18 protein-coding genes are annotated in these 19290 nt (G+C 40.4%); 3 read left to right on the plus strand and 15 right to left on the minus strand.

Going from position 1 to position 19290, the window contains the following annotated elements:
- Positions 1 to 197 precede the first annotated feature (197 nt).
- The 14 genes from SR187_RS05110 to guaC all read right to left on the minus strand — a co-directional run bounded on the left by SR187_RS05110 (position 198) and on the right by guaC (position 14395).
- Entirely contained in the window at positions 198 to 1157 is a 960-nt protein-coding gene (locus tag SR187_RS05110) for an ROK family glucokinase (protein WP_120171720.1), read from the minus strand.
- Positions 1158 to 1359: 202 nt separating this feature from the next.
- Positions 1360 to 1695 (minus strand): hypothetical protein, encoded by a 336-nt coding sequence (locus tag SR187_RS05115; RefSeq protein WP_024532025.1) that lies wholly within the window; start codon positions 1693 to 1695, stop codon positions 1360 to 1362.
- Between the two features lies 1 nt (position 1696).
- Positions 1697 to 3565, minus strand: coding sequence for an ABC-F family ATP-binding cassette domain-containing protein (locus tag SR187_RS05120; protein ID WP_120171721.1), 1869 nt, complete (start codon positions 3563 to 3565; stop codon positions 1697 to 1699).
- Positions 3558 to 4769 carry a CCA tRNA nucleotidyltransferase gene (locus tag SR187_RS05125; RefSeq protein ID WP_120171722.1) on the minus strand — a complete coding sequence of 404 codons (1212 nt, stop codon included), beginning with the start codon at positions 4767 to 4769 and terminating at the stop codon, positions 3558 to 3560. Before SR187_RS05125 ends, SR187_RS05120 begins: the two co-directional genes overlap by 8 nt.
- Complete coding sequence (dapB, locus tag SR187_RS05130; RefSeq protein WP_120171723.1) at positions 4766 to 5533, minus strand: 4-hydroxy-tetrahydrodipicolinate reductase; 768 nt, start codon at positions 5531 to 5533, stop codon at positions 4766 to 4768. The genes SR187_RS05125 and dapB overlap by 4 nt, the downstream gene beginning before the upstream one ends.
- An 8-nt stretch (positions 5534 to 5541) precedes the next feature.
- The gene (locus tag SR187_RS05135) at positions 5542 to 6393 is read right to left on the minus strand and encodes a DegV family protein (protein ID WP_120171724.1); all 852 of its coding nucleotides are present in this window, start codon (positions 6391 to 6393) and stop codon (positions 5542 to 5544) included.
- A 1-nt stretch (position 6394) separates the two neighbouring features.
- Positions 6395 to 6769 (minus strand): DUF1149 family protein, encoded by a 375-nt coding sequence (locus SR187_RS05140; RefSeq protein WP_024532020.1) that lies wholly within the window; start codon positions 6767 to 6769, stop codon positions 6395 to 6397.
- A gap of 94 nt (positions 6770 to 6863) precedes the next feature.
- Positions 6864 to 8822, minus strand: a complete 1959-nt coding sequence (locus tag SR187_RS05145) for a PTS fructose transporter subunit IIABC (protein WP_120171725.1) — start codon at positions 8820 to 8822, stop codon at positions 6864 to 6866.
- On the minus strand, positions 8819 to 9730 hold the full coding sequence (pfkB, locus tag SR187_RS05150) for a 1-phosphofructokinase (protein WP_120171726.1): 912 nt from the start codon (positions 9728 to 9730) through the stop codon (positions 8819 to 8821). The genes SR187_RS05145 and pfkB overlap by 4 nt, the downstream gene beginning before the upstream one ends.
- Positions 9727 to 10476 (minus strand): DeoR/GlpR family DNA-binding transcription regulator, encoded by a 750-nt coding sequence (locus SR187_RS05155; protein ID WP_024532017.1) that lies wholly within the window; start codon positions 10474 to 10476, stop codon positions 9727 to 9729. The genes pfkB and SR187_RS05155 overlap by 4 nt, the downstream gene beginning before the upstream one ends.
- 151 nt (positions 10477 to 10627) lie before the next feature.
- A complete protein-coding gene (trmD, locus tag SR187_RS05160; RefSeq protein ID WP_120171727.1) occupies positions 10628 to 11353 on the minus strand; it encodes a tRNA (guanosine(37)-N1)-methyltransferase TrmD in 726 nt (241 codons plus the stop codon).
- Entirely contained in the window at positions 11343 to 11861 is a 519-nt protein-coding gene (rimM, locus tag SR187_RS05165; RefSeq protein ID WP_120171728.1) for a ribosome maturation factor RimM, read from the minus strand. Before rimM ends, trmD begins: the two co-directional genes overlap by 11 nt.
- Positions 11862 to 11951: 90 nt before the next feature.
- Positions 11952 to 13307 carry an MATE family efflux transporter gene (locus SR187_RS05170; RefSeq protein ID WP_120171729.1) on the minus strand — a complete coding sequence of 452 codons (1356 nt, stop codon included), beginning with the start codon at positions 13305 to 13307 and terminating at the stop codon, positions 11952 to 11954.
- 104 nt (positions 13308 to 13411) lie between these two features.
- Complete coding sequence (gene guaC, locus SR187_RS05175) at positions 13412 to 14395, minus strand: GMP reductase (RefSeq protein WP_120171730.1); 984 nt, start codon at positions 14393 to 14395, stop codon at positions 13412 to 13414.
- 469 nt (positions 14396 to 14864) lie between these two features.
- Here guaC and SR187_RS05180 point away from each other — a divergent pair, with 469 nt between their 5' ends.
- The gene (locus SR187_RS05180) at positions 14865 to 16871 is read left to right on the plus strand and encodes a DUF1430 domain-containing protein (RefSeq protein ID WP_120171731.1); all 2007 of its coding nucleotides are present in this window, start codon (positions 14865 to 14867) and stop codon (positions 16869 to 16871) included.
- 6 nt (positions 16872 to 16877) lie between these two features.
- Positions 16878 to 17507: a putative bacteriocin export ABC transporter gene (locus SR187_RS05185; RefSeq protein ID WP_024532011.1), complete on the plus strand. Its 630-nt coding sequence runs from the start codon at positions 16878 to 16880 to the stop codon at positions 17505 to 17507.
- 72 nt (positions 17508 to 17579) lie between these two features.
- On the opposite strand, the gene nth is transcribed toward SR187_RS05185, so the two are convergent.
- The gene (nth, locus tag SR187_RS05190) at positions 17580 to 18203 is read right to left on the minus strand and encodes an endonuclease III (protein ID WP_120171732.1); all 624 of its coding nucleotides are present in this window, start codon (positions 18201 to 18203) and stop codon (positions 17580 to 17582) included.
- Positions 18204 to 18388: 185 nt separating this feature from the next.
- On the opposite strand from nth, the gene SR187_RS05195 reads away from it, so the two are divergent.
- On the plus strand, positions 18389 to 19234 hold the full coding sequence (locus SR187_RS05195; protein ID WP_024532009.1) for an NAD(P)H-hydrate dehydratase: 846 nt from the start codon (positions 18389 to 18391) through the stop codon (positions 19232 to 19234).
- Positions 19235 to 19290: the final 56 nt, after the last annotated feature.

Consider the following 19290-nt stretch of genomic DNA (forward strand, 5'->3'; position numbering starts at 1 on the left):
AATGTAGACAATAAAACCAACAAACCAAGTATAGTCAGATAATCAATTATTTTGGATATATTTAGCTGTTTCATAAACCAATACTCCTTTTCTTCACTATCAGAGTACGCTTTCTAGCTGTAACTTTCAATATATTTATATAAAATACATGTGACAGCGGATTAGAAAAAAGCAGAGTTCTCCTCTGCTTTCAACGATTATTTCAATACTAGTGATGCTGCACCAAGTACACCTGCATCATTACCACGTGTCGCCAATACAATCTGCGTACTTTCTTTAATTTGCGGGAAGCTGTTTTCAGCAAAGACCCTGCGAACACCATCCAACAAAAAATCACCTGCCGCAGACACACCACCACCTAATACGATGTAAGCTGGATTGAGAACTGCTGCAATATTGGCACACGCTACGCCAAGATATTCGGAAAAATGACGGTAGACAATCAGAGCCAAACCATCCTTTTCTTTGGCCAAGTCAAAAACATCCTTAGCAGTTACTTCCTGACCATCATCAATCATTTGTTTTAGCTTGGCATCTCCAGCATATTCTTCTGCATAACGACGGGTTAGATTGACAATACCTGTTGCTGATGCAACGGTTTCCAAACAGCCTTTTTTACCACAAGTACAGGCAAATGGGTTCTCAAAATCAACAGTGATATGTCCGAGTTCACCACCAGCTCCCTTAACACCACGAATCAAATTACCAGCAGCAATAACTCCACCACCAACACCAGTTCCAAGGGTCATGAAGACAACGTTTGGATTATTATTTCCTGCACCAACCCATTGCTCACCAAGTGCAGCCACATTAGCATCGTTATCAATAAAGAAAGGCAAACCTAGTTCTGCTTCAAACTGCTTCTTGACTAACTGCAATGTTTTCCAGTTAAGATTATAAGCACCGATTACCGTACCCGCTTCACTGTCAACTACTCCTGGTGATCCCATACCAACGCCTAAAAAATCATCTTTGGTCAAGCCATGGGTTTCAAAACGATGTTTGATACTCGTAATAATATTAGGAACGATATGGCTTCCCTCATCCAAAATGTCTGTTTTAATAGACCATTTTTCTTGAATCTCACCTTCAGTTGTTAAAATTGCTAGCTTAACAGATGTTCCGCCAAGGTCAATACCAATAATTTTTTTAGACATATCTTTTTTCACCTCAAATCAGTTTTCTTTATTATACCACAATGAAAAGGTTTGCGTAAAGCCCTTTCAATCGTTTGTTAGTCTTTTAGGGCTAGCTCTAAAAGTTCGTCAGATAGAGCGAACGCAGTTCGTTTTTAAAAAGGTGCAGGATACATCAGACAAGTTTATAATGAAACTAAAAAGCTTGATGGATGCTCCTATCCTATCTAAATAGATAGAGCAAGATTAAAAATTGAATGTGCAAAATAAATCGGCCAACACTAAATAGCATAATGATTGTGAAATTGCTACCTTCTTTAGTTCCATTGTAGAGAAATAGGGTTGAAATAAAAGTAAAACCAAGCGCAAATCCCAGCATTTGCCAGTCCTGATAAGACTGAGCATAAAAGGATGTGCTTATCGCTAATAAAGCTAAAGATAGCACGGTCAATAGCAAACGTAGAATCGTCATTTTTTTAGTCTTGAAATAACTAAAAATCGCAGCTATCAAGGTCACCAACAAATAAATGATCATATAGGATATGACAAGAATCTTCATCCTAGCCCTCCAATTCACTCAAATACTCGAAGCGATCGTATTTTTCTAGCAGTTGATCATTTTGGGCATCCAGCTCCTTTTGCAAGTCAGATAATTTTGTAAAATCACTACCACAGGTCAACATCTCTGCCTCGATAGCTTCAATCTTCTCTTCCAACGCTGCAATTTCATCCTCAATACTTGCCCACTCCTGCTTCTCAAAATAGGACATCCGCTTCTTATCTGTCTTAATTCTCTCTGTTTTTTCCTTTGTTTTTTCTTTGGAAATTGCAGAGCTAGCAGTTAGAAAGGCCTTCTCATCAAGATAGTCGGTGTAGTTACCGAAAAAGACTTGAATGTCATCCTTCTCAAAAGCAAGAATCTTGGTTGCTACCTTATCCAAAAAATAGCGGTCATGACTGACAGTAATAACCGGTCCCGCAAATCCTTGCAAGAAATGCTCTAATACCGTCAATGTTGCTATATCAAGGTCATTTGTTGGCTCATCTAGCAAGAGTACATTCGGCTTTTCCAAGAGAATTTTCAGCAAGTAGAGACGTTTTTTCTCCCCACCGGATAATTTTTCAATCAAGGTACCATGGGTATTTCGAGGAAAGAGAAATTGCTCCAAAAGTTCTGCGATAGAAACTATGCCAGAGCTAGTCTTGGTCTCTTCCGCCACCTCTTGCAAAAAATTGATAACTCGCTTGCTTTCATCCAACCCTCTAATAGTTTGTGAAAAATAGCCGATGCGGACAGTCTCGCCAATATTCACTTTTCCACTATCGACTTGCAGCTCTCCTGCTATCAAGTTGAGCAGAGTCGATTTTCCCTTACCGTTATCCCCTACAATACCAATCCGATCCTTGTTCTGAATAAGCAGGTTAAAGTCAGATAAAATAGACTTATTCGGATAGGAAAAATAGACATCTTCAAAATGAATGACCTTTTTACCAATGCGCGAAGTTTCAAAGTTAATTTCTAAATTATTATCGTCAATTTTATGAGCAAGTTCACCCTTTAAATCCTGAAAACGATTGATTCGAGCCTGTTGCTTAGTAGCACGAGCTTGTGGTTGACGGCGCATCCAAGCAAGCTCTTGCTTGTAAAGTTGTTCTTTTTTGTGACGAAGTGCCGCATCACGCTCATCTTGCTCAGCTTTCAAGCGTACATAATCTTGATAATTTCCCTGATACTCGGTCAAGCTAGCACGATCTAGTTCAAAAATACGTGTCGCTACATTATCCAAGAAATAGCGATCATGGGTAATGAATAGAACGGACTTTTTTGTATTTTTCAAAAAAATCGTCAGCCACTCAATCGTTTCAATATCCAAATGGTTGGTCGGCTCATCCAGAAGTAAGAGATCTGAATCACCTAAGAGGACTTGGGCCAACTGAACCCTTCTACGCAAACCACCAGATAGCTCTGCCACTATTTGGTTACCATCTGTTAGCCCCAGTTTCGATAGAACCGTTTTCACCTGACTTTCAATTTCCCAAGCATTGAGGGCATCCATTTCTGACATAATTTTTTCCAAATGCTTTTGGCTAGCTTCATCGTAATTTGTCAAGAGCCGTTCATATTCGCGGATAAGCCGTATTTCTTGTAAATCAGATGATAAAACAGTATCAAGTACCGTCCTACCTTCATCAAAGTCAGGATCCTGAGTTAAATAGGCAATCTTGTAGGAATTTTTACTATAAAAAGGAGAAATATCACCATCAAACCCTATACGACCGGCCAGAACATCTAAGAGAGTTGTCTTCCCTGTACCGTTAACGCCGATAATTCCGATTCGATCACCCGGATGAACAATGAAAGAAAGGTCAGAAAAAACTGTCTTATCACCAACTGATTTGGTAAGATGTTCAACAATAAAATCACTCATTCTCTAAAATCCTTTTCACAAATGCCATAATTGCTGCTGTTTCATTAGGCAAATCCCCTTCAACAATCTGATACTCAACTTGTTTGAGTACTTTTCCAAGCAGAGGTCCTGGTTTTAAGTTGCATTCACTCATGATATGCCCACCATTAACCACTATTTCTTGCCTATCATAAATAGCCAGTTCACGATGTATTCTGTCAATTTTGTCAAAATCTGTGCTCAACCCTTGAGCATGACGTAATTCTTCAGCCAAACACAATAAGTCTTTTCCATACAGGAAACAGATTTGCTTGGTGATAGATCCTGTTTGACGAAGTTGATAAATCTCAACCAATTTGACAACCTTGCGCTGGAAATCGTTACTGGTTTTCCATTTTTTTAGGAAGGAATGGGTATTTTTTAACTCCAGACAGATAACAAGCATAGCCCAAGCTTGTTCAGAACTTGAAAAGTTAAAGCTTTCCTCTATGCTAGCTAACAATTTTTCCAAGTTTTCTCCCTTTCCTGCTAGGTCAGGTAGATGATTATAAGCCTTAGAATCAATCATAGCGCGTAGGCCTTTTCGCCAAAAATTTGCCACTAAAAGTTTGTCAAACTCAATAAAACTACGTTCCACGGAAATTTTTTCCAGTAGGGGAGCAGTCTCTATCATAGCTGTAAACGTTGAAGGCTCTATCTCAAAGTTTAAGGTGGCCGCAAAACGAAAACCACGCATGATACGCAGAGCATCCTCATTAAAGCGCTCAGTTGGAATACCAACTGCTCTTAAAACTTGATTTTTTAAATCGTCTAAACCATTAAACAAATCCACAACGGTCGCTGACTCATCAAGTGCAAAGGCGTTGACTGTAAAGTCACGACGTTTAAGGTCTTCTTCCAAAGAACGCACAAAAGAAACCTGACTAGGACGTCGAAAGTCAACATACTCCTCTTCAGTCCGAAAGGTTGTAATCTCATATTCTTTCCCTGCCTCAAGCACCAAAATGGTTCCGTGCTCAATCCCCACATCAATCGTTCGTGGAAAGATTTGCTTGGTTTCTTGAGGGTAGCTGGATGTAGCAATATCTACATCATGAATGGGTCTGCCAAGAATGGCATCTCGAACAGAACCACCGACAAAGTAGGCTTCAAAACCAGCAGATTTAATTTTCTCTAAAATCGGTAAAGCCTCCTGAAATTCAGAAGGCAAATTGTTTAATTTCATAATAATTGTTCCAAACCATAAACGAGTTGTGAGCGATTAACGACCTCTTTGATACCGAGATTGACACCGCTCATAAAGGAAATACGATCATAGGAGTCATGACGAATCGTCAACCCTTCACCTTGAGCACCAAAGATAACCTCTTGGTGGGCAACAAGTCCCGGCAAACGCACCGAGTGAATACGGAAACCATTAAACTCTGCCCCCCGAGAACCTGCAATCAATTCTTCTTCATCTGCTACACCTTGAATATGTGATTGCCGCACCTGAGAAATTAACTCTGCTGTTTTTATAGCAGTTCCACTCGGTGCATCTTTTTTCTTGTCATGATGTAACTCAATAATCTCAAGATTTGGGAAATACTTGGCAGCCTGTGCTGCAAATTGCATAAGAAGAATGGCACCGATCGCAAAATTCGGAGCAATTAGCCCCCCCAATCCCTTTTCTATGGAGAGGGCTATCAATTCCTTGATTTCTTCAGGTGTAAAGCCTGTCGTTCCCACCACAGGTGCAAAGCCATTCTCCAGTGCAAAACGAGTATTTTCATAGGCAAATTTCGGTGTGGTAAAATCCACCCAAACATCTGCATCAAGAGTGGTCACTTCTTCTTTTGTATTGAAAACAGGCACACCATCCAACTCTGTTTCAGATGCAAATGGGTCTATCAAAGCTGCCACAGCCAGTTCTGGATCGCTTTTTACCATATCCAAAGCTGTAGAACCCATTTTCCCTTTAAAACCAGCGATAATTACCTTGATTGTCATGCAAACTCCTATTCAATAATGGGAGAAATACCAAACGCCACCGCTCCTTCTCCAAGATGGGTTCCAATGACCGAACCAAATGAAACGATTGGCAAATCGCTGCCTATCCCTGCTTCTGCTAATTGCTGCTTAAAACGAATCGCTTTTTCAGGTGCATTGGCATGAATAATGGCAATTTGGTACTGTCCTTCTTTGGTCTTCTCTTGAAGAATCTCTAAAAGCCGTCTGATGGCTTTTTTCTCTGTACGTACTTTCTCATAAACCTCAATTTTCCCTTCGCCTGTAAAGTAGAGAATCGGTTTTATACTGAGAAGATTTCCTAGCAGAGCTGCTCCATTTGATAGACGTCCACCTTTTACTAAATGATTCAGATCATCAACCATGATAAAAGCTGTAGTTTTTCCTATCTCTTGGTCTAATTTTTCTATAATCTCTTCAAAATCAAGACCTGTTTCAGCCCACTTGAGAACATTTTCCACCATCATTCCTAAAGGAGCAGAGGTAATTTTCGTATCAGGAAAGGCAACAGTTAAGCCGTCAATCTCATCTGCTAAATACTGGATATTTTGATAAAAACCTGAGATTCCAGATGACAAAAACAAACCTAGAACGTGCGTAAAGCCTTTTCCTTTCAGACTAGTTAGAATTTCTTCTAACTCTAATAAGCTTGGCTGACTGGTTTTGGGCAACTCTTTAGAAGAGGCCATTTTCTGATAAAATTCCTCAACTGTCAAGTTCTGCCCTTCAATATAATTCTCCCCATCTATGCTAACCGGGATACTCAAGACAAAGAGATTCTCTCTTTCCATACTTTTTGTATCCAAAACTGCTGATGAGTCAGTAATAACTGCTAACTTCATACTAAAACTCCAAATTTACTCCCGGGGCATCAAATGCAATTTCTGTAACGTCATACGTCATTCGCTTCAATATATCCAAAAGTGGCTCGACCAAAATGCGCTTGTCTTCGTCAGTAAACTCCGTTGGTTCTTCTACCAAGCGATGAGGTAAGTGAACTGCTTGACTCATGGCACCAGAAATAACAAAATGTTCCAATACAATCATGAAGCGTAAAATGGTCACCATAGATGTTCTATTTTCGGAACGATTTTGCTCAATCAATTGAAAGTCAACTTTCAATTTCGTTTCTGGTACACCGTTTTCTTTCTCCCATGCATGGTTTCGAGCGTCAAAATGATACTGGTTAACAAATTCTTTATCGCGAATGATTTCCATTTCAATTTCTCCTAATAACAATAGTACCCACATTATATCATAATTCGCTTGAGAATTGCGAAAAAACCTTGCTAGCCGCAAGGTTTTTCAGTGATTACTTAGATTGACGAAGTGCTCCATAAAGGATACCTGAAACAACTGCACCAATTACTACATAAGCAATGTAGAGAAGGGGATTTGAAGTAAGGGCGATAACGAAAATACCACCGTGTGGAGCCATCAATTGAATACCTGACAGACCAACTAAGGCACCAGCAAGCGCAGAACCGGCGATAAAGCTTGGAATTGCACGAGCAGGGTCGGCAGCACCGAATGGAATGGCTCCTTCTGTAATGAATGAAAGTCCCATAACGATATTTGTCAAACCAGAGTTACGCTCTTCTTGAGTAAATTTATTCTTGTAAAGAAGGGTTGCTACGAAAACTGCCAATGGAGGAACCATACCGCCTGCCATTACCGCAGCCATCGCAACAGATCCACCATTAGAAACAGTCGCAGCAAGTGTACCAGTCCCAAAAACATAAGCTGCCTTATTAACTGGACCTCCCATATCAACTGCCATCATACCGCCGAGAACCAGTCCGAGTAGAATTGCCGAGCTACCTTCAAGACCACCAAGAAAATTATTCATGCCTGTATTGATAGCGGCCATTGGGATATTTACGAAAAACATCAAGAAACCAGTGATGGCTGTTCCCAAAAGTGGCAAAAGCAAAATTGCGTTCAGACCTTGCAACGATTTTGGAAGGTTACGTAACAGATTACGAAGTCCAAGAATGACACCACCAGCGATAAATCCACCGACTAGAGCGCCTAGGAAACCAGAAGACACACCAGCAAGAGCAAGTGTTGCTTCTCCACCGGCTGCATAAGGAATCTTACCGAATGCTAGACCACTGCTAGCTATAGATCCTGCTACAAAACCAGCTACCAACCCCGGTTTCTCAGCGATTGAGTAGGCAATATATCCAGCTAGAAGTGGCAACATGAAACCGAATGCTGCACTACCAATCTTCATAAACATGGCAGCAATTTCATTGTAAGACCCAAGGCTGCTTAGGCTATCACTTGGGACACCAAGTAGATTATCAAATAGAAAGGCCAAAGCAATCAAGATACCGCCACCAATTACGAATGGCAACATCTGAGATACCCCGCTCATCAAATGTTTATAGAAGGCTTTACCAAGGCTAAGTTTTTCTGTTGATTCCATTGTTTCTGTCCCTTCTTTTGCTGTATAGGTTGAGACATTTCCACCTAAGACAAGATTGATGAGTTCTTCGGGTTGTTTGATACCAGCCGCAACTGGACGAGATAGCACTGGTTTGCCATTGAACCGGGGCATATCAACCGCCTTATCTGCTGCGATGATAACACCGACCGCTTTCCGAATATCCTCGGCAGTTAATCTATTGCCGATACCTGATGCTCCATTCGTTTCAACCTTAATATCCACACCCATTTCTGCCGCCTGCTTTTTAAGAGATTCCTCTGCCATATAGGTATGAGCAATGCCCGTTGTACAAGCAGTTACAGCTACGATGAATGGACGATCGCCACTTGCATTTAGTTCAACAGCTACCTTCTCAGCCTTTTCTTCTGCTTCTGCCGCATCAAAGACTGCTAGAACATCTTCTGGAGATGAAACTTTGCGAAGTTGATCAGCAAAACCAGGTTTCATCAAGTATTTTGATAATTCTGCAAGAGCTGCTAAGTGGGTATCGTTAGCTCCTTCTGGAGCGGCAATCATAAAGAACAGATCAGTTGGTTGGCCATCAAGACTGGCATAATCCACACCCTTGTTTGACTTAGCAAAGAGAACGGTTGCTTCCTTAACGGCTGCATTCTTAGCATGTGGCATTGCAATACCATCTCCCAGACCAGTTGTTGTCTGTGCTTCACGATTTAAGATACCTGTTTTGAAAGTCTCAAAATCTGTCACAACCCCTCTATCAACCAGACTAGTAATCATTTCATCAATGACCGCTTCTTTTGCTGTAGATTGCAAATCAAGAAGCATAACTTCTTTTCTTAAAACATCTTGAATTTTCATAGTTTTTCTACCTCAACTTTTTCATAAGTTTCCTTGATAAATGCAATGCTTGCCAAATCATCTGAAAAGGCAGTTGCTGTACCACATGCAACCCCCCACTTGAGGGCTTCAATTGGATCTTGCGAGCGAACGTATTCCCCTGTAAATCCTGCCACCATAGAATCACCGGCTCCAACAGAATTTTTTACGATTCCTTTGATTGGACTAGCAAAGTAGGTTGCATCTGGAGTGACCAAAAGAGCACCGTCTCCTGCCATAGAAATAATGACATTTTGAGCTCCCATCTCTAAAATTTTCTTAGCGTAGTTTTCAATATCTGCAATACTACTCAGCTCAACATTAAAAATAGCTTCTAGTTCATGATTATTCGGCTTGACCAACAAAGGCTGGTACGCCAAGGAGTCTAAGAGAGTTTGACCTTCAAAATCACAAACAACCTGTGCACCTGTTTGCTTGGCTACAGGAATCAATTTGTTATAAACTTCATTCCCTAGATTGGCTGGTGCAGATCCTGCAAAGACAACGGTATCTTCTTTTGTTAATCCTGCAAAAATCATCTCGAGCTCTGCTAATTGCAATTCAGTGACAATTGGTCCCAGACCATTGATTTCTGTTTCCTGATCTGCTTTTATTTTTACGTTAATGCGTGTATCTTGATCAACCTGTACAAAATCCGTATCAATACCTTCTGCAACCAATCCATCCTTGATAAATTGGCCGGTAAATCCACCGAGGAAACCAGTTGCTGTATTTGGATAGCCTAAACGCTTCAAAATGCGGCTAACATTGATTCCCTTACCGCCGGTATACTTATCATCGCTTTCCATCCGATTGACGCTCCCCGTCTCGACATGGTCCAAACGAACGATGTAGTCAATAGCTGGATTGAGCGTAACTGTATAAATCATACCTCAATAACCCTCGTTTTCTCTTTTATAATGTCCAACAAACTGCTTTCCGAAGATTGACAGATAATATTGGCTTTTTCGATAGCTGCAACTTTTACAAAGGAAAATTGACCAATCTTTGAAGCATCCGCTAGAATATAGCTTTCTTTTGCATTTTCTAAAACAGTACGCTTAATGGTCGCTTCTTCAATGTCTGGAGTAGTCAGGTAATGTTTATCAATACCATTCATTCCCAAAAATGCTTTGTCAAAGTTAAGTTGCCGAATCTGTTCTAATGCTACTGCACCGATAGAAGCGTCTGTTGACTGTTTGACAAATCCACCAATGATAATGGTTTTTATCTTGCGATCAACTAGCTTGACTGCGTGGTGGACAGAGTTTGTCACGACTGTTAGATTTTCTTGTTGGAGATAGTCAATCAATACACCGGTAGTTGTTCCTGCGTCTAAAAAAATCACATCTCCATCTGCAATTTGTTTTGCTGCTCTTTCAGCAATCTCTCGTTTTTCCTGAACGTTTTTGACAGATTTTTCAAGAATAGACTCTTCAAGCTGCAAGTTTGCTGGTGCTTGAGCTCCACCATGTATGCGACGAAGCTTTCCTTCGTTTTCTAATTCATCCAAATCTCTACGGACCGTGGACTCAGAGGTCTTAAGAATCTCGACCAACTCTTCTAAACGGACGAATTGTTGTGTCTGTATACGCTCCAATATCGCTTGTTTTCGTTCTGATTTGAGTATGTCCAACACCTCCTGCAATCGTTTACAAAATCTATTATACACGAAACTCAAACCTTGTCAATCATTTTCTATCAAAAACAATCAAAAAACTTCATTTTGGATCAAAAGGGCTCATAAAATCATCTCCACATTTCTCCGGAACAAATAAAAACACAGTCTAGTCAACTGTGCTCTCTGTTTTGATTTTTTGCAAAATAGCCGCTTCTTCGGCTGTAAATGGATAACTTTCTAACAAATCTGGACGACGGTGGTAGGTCTTTCGAAGACTTTCTTCTAAGCGCCACTTGCGAATATTTTCATGATGGCCACTCATCAGAACATCCGGCACTACCATCCCACGATATTCATAAGGGCGAGTATATTGCGGATATTCCAAAAGACCTGATGAGAAACTATCATCCGTATGGCTGCTCTCCTTACCAATCACCTCTGGAATCAACCGAACAGTCGCATCAATCATCGTCATGGCTGCCAGCTCACCACCTGTCAGAACATAATCTCCAAGTGATATTTCATCTGTTACTAAAGTTTTGATGCGTTCGTCGTATCCCTCATAATGACCGCAGATGAAAATCAACTGCTCCTCCTGAGCCAATTCTTCTGCATAGGCTTGATTAAAGGTCCGTCCGGCAGGATCCAACAAAATGACTCGGGGATTGGTCTGCTCAATACTATCCATGGTGTCAAAAATGGGCTGAGCACGCAGTAGCATCCCCTGACCACCACCGTAAGGCTCATCATCGACATGACGAGCTTTCTCAGCTTTCTCACGAAAATTATGGTAAGAAATTTCTAGCAAGCCCTTGTCACGTGCCTTACCGACAATCGAATGCTCCAATGGGGCAAACATTTCTGGAAAGAGGGTCAAAATATCAATTTTCATCATCTAGTCCTTCAAGCAATTCCACATCAACACGATGATTAGCAATGTCAATATTTAGAACAACTGGCGGGATATAGGGTAGGAGCAAGTCCTTTTTCCCTTTACGCTTGACAACCCAGACATCATTGGCACCCGGCTGGAGAATTTCTTTGATTTGGCCGATTCGTTGATCATTTTCATAAACATCCAAACCGATAATTTCATGATAGTAAAACTCACCCTCATCCAAATCAGCCAAGTCTTTCTCTGCAATTTTCAGACTGAAGCCCTTGTATTTCTCAATATCATTGATATGGTACATACCTTTGAATTTGATAATATCAAAGTTTTTTGCCTTACGATGACTAGCAATCTCTACTTCCATAACGAATTGTTCCTTATCGTTAAATAAGGCCAACTTAGCCCCTTTTTTAAAACGTTCTTCCGCAAAATCTGTCACAGAAAGTACACGCATCTCTCCTTGAAGACCTTGGGTATTGACAATTTTTCCTACATTAAAATAATTCATGATCTCTCCATTAGTATTTCTATCTCCTTATTCTATCACGAGCCAGACGATTTCTCAAGTACGGAAAAGGTAACCACAATCTCTAGCTCTTTAAGCACCATGGTGAGGCGGAATAAGGGATGATAGTTTTTTCAAACGGAGATTAAGAGCAACACCACAGACAAAAATTCCTGCAATCAAACCAATCCAGTAGGCCTCTGGTCCCATTTTGAAGCATTTCTCTAAGAAAAAAGCGACGGGGAAGGTCATAGACCAGTAGGCAATCAAACCAAGGAGAAAGGGTACTGTCGTATCTTTGTAACCACGTAGAATTCCCTGAATTGGTGCGGTATAAGCATCAGCCAACTGGAATAAGAGTGCAAATGTCAAAAATTGTGATGTCAGTTTAATAAATTCTATATTATTTCCGTAAAGAAAGGCAACTTTTGAACGGAAAAAATATAAAAATGTAAGTGTTAAACCAGCAAAGCCTAAGGCAACAAGTCTCCCTAAATGGCTATAAGCTTTTACATCCTTGATGCGTTCTGCTCCTACTTCATAAGCAATCACAATAGCCAAGGTCGAAGAAACAGATGAAGGGAATGCATAAAGTAAAGTAGCAAAATTCATGGCTGACTGGTGCGCAGCAATAATCTGTGCAGAAAATTTTGCCATATAAAGACCAACTACTGCAAAAATTGCCACTTCTGCAAACACTTGCAAACCAATCGGGACTCCTACTTTCAAGCCTTCCTTCAATAAAGAAAGATTGATTGGACTCCATTTCCAAACACTATAGGATGAGATGGTCTTATTTTTGAACATAACACAGATAATAACTACTAGAGTTGCCCAGTAAGCCAAAGCAGTCCCTAGTCCCGCTCCTGCTCCTCCAAGAGCTGGTAGGCCCATTTTCCCATAAATCAATAAATAATTAAAAAAGCTATTAAAAGGAACAAGAAGCAGCATGAGGTACATGGATAGACGAGTCAAGCCTAAAGCGTCAAAGAAGGAACGACAAACGCTGAACAACAAGAGAGGGAGGATGCCGAATGAAATGTAGAGAAGATAGTGTTTACCAACTTGGAAGACACTGGCATCCAAGTTGAAACGTGCTAAAACTGGAATCGCTACAAATAAAATCACGACTAGAAGGATACCTGTTAATCCCAACGCTAAATAGACAAACTGGTGAAACTCCTCACGAATCCTAAAACGCTCACCACGTCCCAAGTACTGTCCAATAATGGGAACCATTGCTGAAACAATTCCTGTCAAAAAAGAGAAAAAAGGATTCCAAAGACTGGTCGCCATTGAAACACCTGCTAAATCCATGGTATTATACCGCCCTGTCATCATGGTGTCAATAAATGAGGCAGAATAGTTGGCGAATTGATAGATCAAAATTGGTAAAAATATCTTAATAAAGAGCCAGAGTTTCTCTGTATTGGTCTTAGTTGGATACATAGCTCATCCTTTTCTATTTTAATACAATTTATTGTAACAAGATTGCCCTTATTCTGCAAATACTACAAAAAGAAAAGGCCCTGCTTGCAAGCCCCTTCTCATCCTTAAATCGAATCACCATTCCAGATGGAATTTTTAACGATAACATAATCTACATGCTTGAGGCTGGTAATATCACGACCACCAGCATAGGAAATAGAGGACTGTAAATCCTGCTCCATTTCTATCAAAGTATCTTTCAGATGCCCTTTGGCTGGAAGTAAAATTTTCTTACCTTCTACGTTTTTGTAGGCACCTTTTTGATATTCTGATGCAGAACCGTAGTATTCTTTGAATTGTTCACCGTCTACTTCTACTGTTTTCCCTGGACTTTCAATGTGACCTGCAAAGAGCGATCCAATCATTACCATACTAGCACCAAAACGGATAGATTTGGCAATATCACCGTGAGTGCGAATACCGCCATCTGCAATAATCGGCTTACGAGCAGCTTTTGAACACCAACGAAGAGCCGCTAGCTGCCAGCCACCCGTACCAAAGCCTGTCTTAACCTTAGTAATGCAGACTTTACCTGGGCCAATACCAACCTTGGTCGCATCTGCACCAGCATTTTCTAACTCACGAACTGCTTCAGGGGTGCCAACATTACCTGCAATCACAAAGGTTTCTGGTAATTCTCTCTTGATATGCTGAATCATCCTGATCACACTTTCTGCATGCCCATGAGCAATATCAATCGTAATAAACTCAGGCGCATCTGCCTTCAAGCTAGTCACAAAGTCGTACTCGTAATCTTTTACACCCACTGAGATAGAGGCAATCAATCCTTGCTCATGCATACGCTTGATAAATGGTATCCGTCCTGCTTCATCGAAACGGTGCATGATGTAGAAATACCCTTCTTTAGCCAGCATTTCTGCTACATCTTCATCAATAATAGTCTGCATGTTAGCTGGAACAACTGGTAACTTAAAAGTGTATTTACCCAAAGTAGTCGTCGTATCCGCTTCAGAGCGGCTATTGATAATACACTTATTGGGAATAAGCTGAATATCTTCGTAGTCAAATACCGGAGTCTCGTTGAACATGATTTTACCTCTATTTTCGTATATTTTTCTGCGGCAACAGAATAATTTTCGTTTTTAAACGATTTTATATCATTTATTATAAAACATTGTTTGGTTTTTGTCAATTCTATATATTTTTACAAGATTTTCATTCGTCTCTTTTCGTTCTTTTGGATGATTATTATCTTTAACATTCGTATCATTCACGAATTAAGTGTTTTTTCCCAAAAAATTCCTAGAACGTTCTGGATTTTCGCCATATTTTTTATAATTTAAGATAAAAAATTTAAAAAAACAGAATTTTTTGTTTTTAAAATAAGATTAGAATCATACAAAAAGACTAATCAAGTAGAACCTCACAACTTGACAACGCTTTCAAAAATATTTATAATAAATACATAAAAACATGAGTAATATCGTATCAGCTAACTCATTATTCCATTGATTTATATTATTTTAGAGAAAAAGAATTATAGATAAGGAGTATGTTATGAAACGTGTCTTTGTACTATTTTCAAACTTAGTGCTTTCTATCTTTTTTGTATGGGTATTTTCGATATGGTCTGACACTTTCGTCTCCTACCACTATCCGTCTGTTGTTGTTAGCGAGGCAGATGCACAGGTCAACTATTCTCATGTAAAGACTGCCTTGACCGATCTAGCTCATCGAACAGACAGCTTAATCGCCATACAGCACCAGGAACCAGGAGAAGATGGAAAAACAAGATTTTCCTATACCCCCTTTGGCAATGGCGAGTTGCCTGAAGACTTGAAGAAAAAGGAGATTCAAGATCCCTCGACTGTCGGAGTGGAAGCCAACTATTTTATTCTAAAAGGATCAGTCACTACACAGAAACTCAGAAACACTTTGAGCCAGATAGGTATGACGAATCTATGGATTATTCAACCTACACCGCTTAGCAATCTGGCTAGAATCTTTACCAACGGTTTTCAACTGCTCAGTATAATAATATTCTTCTTGACCTTTGGCTCTCTCTGTCTCATCACTCAGATTAAGGCGCTTCGGTCAGCGGGAATACGGCTGATTTCAGGTGAGAATCGCTGGAAAATTTTTCTTAGTCCACTCCGCTCTGATCTGTTTAATGCTGTGGGAGGATTTGCCCTAGCGACTCTTGCCTTCTACATTCTCAGGCACATCTTTTCCCTCCCTAGCCTATCCATCTATACCGCTAGCACTGGACTATTGGTCTACAATCTTTTACTGTTGGGCATTGCTTTGTTCTTTGCAGTTTTATTTGCTACAGGGATTAAGAAAGTCCATCTGATGAGCGTTATCAAGGGAAAAATCCCTGTTAGAGGAATGATCAGTCTAATCCTCATCGGTCAGTTATTAGCAGTGATTATCGTCTCCTTTAGTATGTCACAAACACTAACTTACACCGCCGCTTGGAAACAGCAAGAACAAGGACAAGTCGCTTGGCAAAAAGCTAAAAACTATATTACCCTTTCCGCGAGTCGTGAAGCCATAGATGTAGGTAGTCTAGATCAAGCTAGACCAAAACAAATCAAATGGTTAGAGTTTATGAAGCAGGCCGTAGCCGAAGACAAGGCGATGCTGGTACGCCATCATCTTGTTGATCGTGATCGAGGAAGTGGTCCTAACTCAAAGGTGCTAACAACCTCCACTGTCTGGCAGGACTATAGCCCTCAAGGTAATGTCTTGATTGTAACTCCCCAATATATCCGACAGGAAAATATCAAGCTCTCCCCAGCTACTAGTAACAAAGTCAACAACCTAGCTCTGGGGGAATTTGTCCTCCTCCTACCTGAGCAACTCCGGTCTGAGGAGTCCCGCTATCGGGCAACATTTGAAGAGTCCATGACAAATCTGATGTCCACAAAGTCCCTAAACATGACAGCTACAGTGGATTATTTACCAACTGGGCAGAAACGCTTTGTCTATAACACAACACCTATTTCCTATCAACAATTTCTGACAGATCCGATCATCATTGTGACTACTCCAACATCAACTGGACCGGATGCTATCAACTTTTGGAACAACGCTTTGCAGGATTATTTTCTGTTCAACAATCTCGAAACAGCACAGGCACTGATCAAACAAGCAGGATTTGAAACTTGGGTGAACGAACTAAAATCAGGCTACCATATTTATAAAACACTACTGGATAACCTTAAAAGAGAAGTTTGGTTTACAATTGCTGGCGGTATTTTGGGAATAGCAACCTCTATCCTGATGTTTAACACGATGAACCTTCTCTATTTTGAAGAATTTAGACGTGACATATTTATTAAACGGATAGGTGGCCTCAACTTCTTTGGACTTCATAAAAATTATTTATTAGCGCAATTAAGTGTATTGCTACTAGGTTTGATAGTCAGTCTTTTGCTAACGACTAACTTTGCTGTTTGTCTGTTGGTAGCTACCCTCTTTGTTATAAATTCTATCCTACTTCTGTATCGGCAAATGAGACACGAAAATAGGATGTCTATGATTATTTTGAAAGGAGCTTGATGTGAGATGATTCGATTGGAAAGCGTCAGTAAACAATTTGGAGATCGTGTTCTCTTTTCTGATTTGACAATGACGTTTGAGCCAGGGAAGGTGTACGCACTGATTGGTTCAAGCGGTAGTGGGAAAACAACCCTGATGAACATGATGGCAAAACTAGAGACTTACGATGGGAATATCTTTTTCCGTGAAAAGGAGCTGAGAAAATATAAGTCTAGTGAGTTTTTTCGCGATGAACTTGGCTATCTTTTTCAAAATTTTGGTTTGCTAGAGAGCCAGTCGATTGATGAGAATTTAAAGCTAGGTTTGATTAAGCAAAAAATGAGCAAAGAGAAACGAAAAAAGCTTGAGCTAGAAGCCCTCGAACGTGTTGGATTGCATTATCTTACTCTTGATAAGCGTATATTCGAGCTGTCTGGTGGCGAAGCCCAGCGTGTGGCACTGGCAAAACTGATTTTGAAAAATCCACCTTTCATTTTGGCAGACGAACCGACGGCCTCCATTGACCCTGAAACAGCTAAGGTCATCATGTCCATCCTCTTATCACTGAAAAATGAAGACAGGACGATCATTATCGCAACTCATAACCCCACAATTTGGGAAATGACTGATGAAGTAATTGTTGTGGATCAACTTTAACCTCTATGTTCCTCGTAATAGATAAAAAAGATCTATGGTGTGTCTCCATACATCTTTTTTATCTAGATACTTTTAGTCAAAATCATATAACTGTGGGAACTTTTCACACTCAGGATTTTTAGGATGACAGACCTCACGTCCAAAATATATCATGGCTTGATGAGCCGGAAGCCAGAGCTCCGGTGGTAAAACTTCCATCACACGCTTCTCTGTCTCTAATGGTGTTGCAGATTTTTTCACAATATCATGATGTTTGCAAATACGTCCGACATGAGTATCTACGGCGAAGGCAGGAATACCAAAACCAACACTCATGACGACATTAGCAGTTTTGCGACCCACTCCTGCTAGAGCTTCCAATTCCTCACGTGTCTGCGGAACGATTCCATCATGTCGGTCTAGTAGTTGCTGGGCACATTCCTTTAAAAACTTAGCTTTATTGCGATAAAGACCCAAACGAGAAATATAGGGCTCGATCTCCTTTGTTTCTGCTGTTGCCATTGCCTCTGGAGTTGGAAAAGCCGCAAACAAGCCAGGAGTCGCCTTATTAACTGCTGCATCTGTCGTTTGAGCAGATAGAAGAACAGCTACTAAAAGTTCAAAATGATTGCGAAAATCTAAGCTGGGTTTAGCATCAGGATAAAGAGCAATAATTTCTTCAATAACTTTGCGTGCGCGTTTATTTGATAATACCATATACACATTATACCATGAAAGAACTCATTTTTCTCAGATGAGATTCCAGCTACAGGGGTAATTTTGTATATGGAGAAAAGACAATAAAGCTCAGTAATTGACAAGACTTGCGCCACTTTATTTTCTGCATATCAAGTACGCAATACATGATACAATATAAGAAAACGATCGAGGTGATGAGTGTTATGAATCTGCAACAACTTTGTCAGCATGTCATCCAAGCTAGGCCACGTGATAGTCATAAGGGCAGTTTTGGGCGTGTCTTGCTTGTTGGTGGTCTCTATCCCTATGGAGGAGCTATTATCATGGCCGCCCTTTCTACAGTCAATAGCGGAGCTGGTTTAGTGACTGTTGCTACCGAAGGCGATAATATCTCTGCTCTACACAGTCATCTTCCTGAAGCTATGGCTTTTCCAATAGAAGATACCGCCTTATTCACTGAGATCTTGACCAATAGTGATTTAGTGTTGATTGGTCCGGGGTTAGGAGATAATAGCAGAGCGGAACAGTTATTAGATTTTGTATTAGAACAACTTACCGAGTGGCAAACTTTGATCCTTGATGGTTCTGCATTGACCTTAATTGCAAGAAAACATAGAAAAGACTTTCCTTGCAAACAAGTCATCCTTACGCCTCATCAGAAGGAATGGGAACGACTATCTACCATCCCTGTGACTGAGCAAAATTCCGAAAAAAACTTGCAGGCTCTAAAAACTTTCCAAGATTATACAATCTTGGTTTCTAAAGGCTCTGCTACACAAGTTCTCCAAACTCAGCCAGAGCGTTCCACTCCCATAATGGTCGGTGGTCCTTATCAGGCTATGGGAGGGATGGGAGATACCTTAGCTGGTATGATTGCAGGTTTTGCGGTTCAATTCCCACATGCTCAGCTCTATGAGAGAGTCCTTGTGGCTACCTATCTACATTCTTATATCGCAGATCAGTTGGCCGAACAGCAATACATTGTCAAGCCGACCGACATCTCCAAAGAAATTCAGCAAACCATGCGTTACTTTCAAAATCAAGAATAATAGAGAGACTATCAAAAAGGCTTAAAATCAATGTTTTACGAACAAGATTCTAAGCC

Source organism: Streptococcus ruminantium, assembly GCF_003609975.1.
Classification (GTDB): domain Bacteria; phylum Bacillota; class Bacilli; order Lactobacillales; family Streptococcaceae; genus Streptococcus; species Streptococcus ruminantium.